Origin of the sequence: Eggerthella sp. BIOML-A4 (assembly GCF_009875575.1) — a bacterium.
GTDB classification, from domain to species: Bacteria; Actinomycetota; Coriobacteriia; order Coriobacteriales; family Eggerthellaceae; genus Eggerthella; species Eggerthella lenta.
In genome coordinates this window covers 1-1,608 of record NZ_WWRX01000037.1, presented here as the reverse complement: position 1 = coordinate 1,608, position 1,608 = coordinate 1, and the positions used below count along the sequence as shown (strand labels likewise).

Annotated in this window: 2 protein-coding genes; both read left to right on the top strand. The window is 39.9% G+C overall.

Annotated elements, in window-relative coordinates; genetic code table 11:
* A partial coding sequence (locus tag GT613_RS15365) for a hypothetical protein (RefSeq protein WP_204987389.1) occupies positions 1-638 on the top strand: 638 nt, incomplete at its 5' end.
* Positions 639-1,608 (top strand): distal tail protein Dit (locus GT613_RS15210; RefSeq protein WP_204987388.1); only part of this gene is annotated, 970 nt, incomplete at its 3' end.

Sequence of the window (1,608 nt, the reverse complement as noted above, 5' to 3'; positions counted from 1 at the left end):
GAGTGACTGCTGGCATTAGAGGCGGTATTGGTTCAGCAACAGCTGCAATGTCTGCAATGATAAACGCAATCCGTTCTACTGGTATGTCTGGTGCTGGTGCTATGCAGTATGTCGGTGCAATGATTGGCCAAGGTTTAGCTCAAGGCATGTATTCAGCCATTGGAGCTGTCACAGCGGCTGCAAATGCTCTGGTAGCTCAAGCGAATAGAGCAGCACAAGCCAAGGCTCAAATTCATTCACCATCACGCTTGTTCCGTGATGAAGTCGGTCTATTCATTGGCCAAGGTGTGGCAGTTGGTATTGAAAAGAGTACCAAATATGTCAATAAGGCTATGGACAGTATGTTTGACGGCATTGACCGTTTCAACATGCAAGTCAGTGACATGATGGGGGATAATCTGGCATATAGCTTTGACGCTGGCAATTCTTCAAGTTCTGTTGAGGTTACATACCGAAGACAGGACACTGAAGAAATGGGAGTCATCAAAGAAGCATTGTCCACAATCAAAGAATTGGTTGGCAGAGATTTTGTCTTCAATGTCAATGGTCAAGAGTTTGCAAGAGCAACTGGCGACGCAATCAATGAATATACGACACAAAAACAAACAGCGATAAAAAGATTGGGAGGTGATATATAATTGTCAGAACAAATAACAATGAGCTTCAACTCAATAGATACTAGTCCTTTACTAAAAGTACTAAAAGTTAAGCGACAAATAGGGAACGAACGTTCTGTGACAAGTAATTCATCTCCTAAACTTGGGATTCTTTTGCAAAAAGTAAAAACAGATGCAAAAATAATTGAAGTGGAAGTTAGCCTTGCATCGTTTGATATCTCAAAAATTAGTTTTGTGGATACTGTTCAGCCGTCAAACATTTCATTTGGAAACATAAATAAAATTAGAGAGCAAGTGGCTGGCTTATTTAATCAGGATGAAGAACGAATGTTGGTTTTTTCCGATGAACCAGACAGATACTATAAAGCTATTTTAATTGATAAGACAGAGCTTGATGGCATCCAATCATGGTATGACACAGCTAAGTTAACCTTCCTCATCCCTGACGGTGTAGCACACTCAACGTCATACAAAAAAATAACTGACTTTACCGAATCAGACGGTAAGGTCATTTTTAATATCACAAACAACGGAAATGTCGAAGCTTTACCAATCGTCACTGCGAAAATGAACAGTGAAAACGGATATTTTGGATTGGTAAATCCAAGTGGTGTAATGGAGGTTGGCGACAGGGAAATCATTGATAGTGAGACACGGAAATTTAGTGAAAGACCATTTGACTATACTGACACTGGTACAGGCATAAAAGACGGACTCGCAAAAGGTCAAAAAAATATGGCTATACTTAATGATGGAACTGAAATTTTTGACAAAGGACTTTTTATAGGTCCTTGGCTCGGGCGCGATCATTTGTTTTTAGAAAACACCCCGAGTTCAGGCGGCAATCACGCAGGTTCATTGACATTTGATTTACCAACAGATGGATCATTATTTGATTATATTTGGTGGAGACAAGTATTTATGGCGGGGGCCTTTAACCAATATGGGTTTATCAAGGTTATGGTATCTGATTCAGATGGAAAATTTTTGT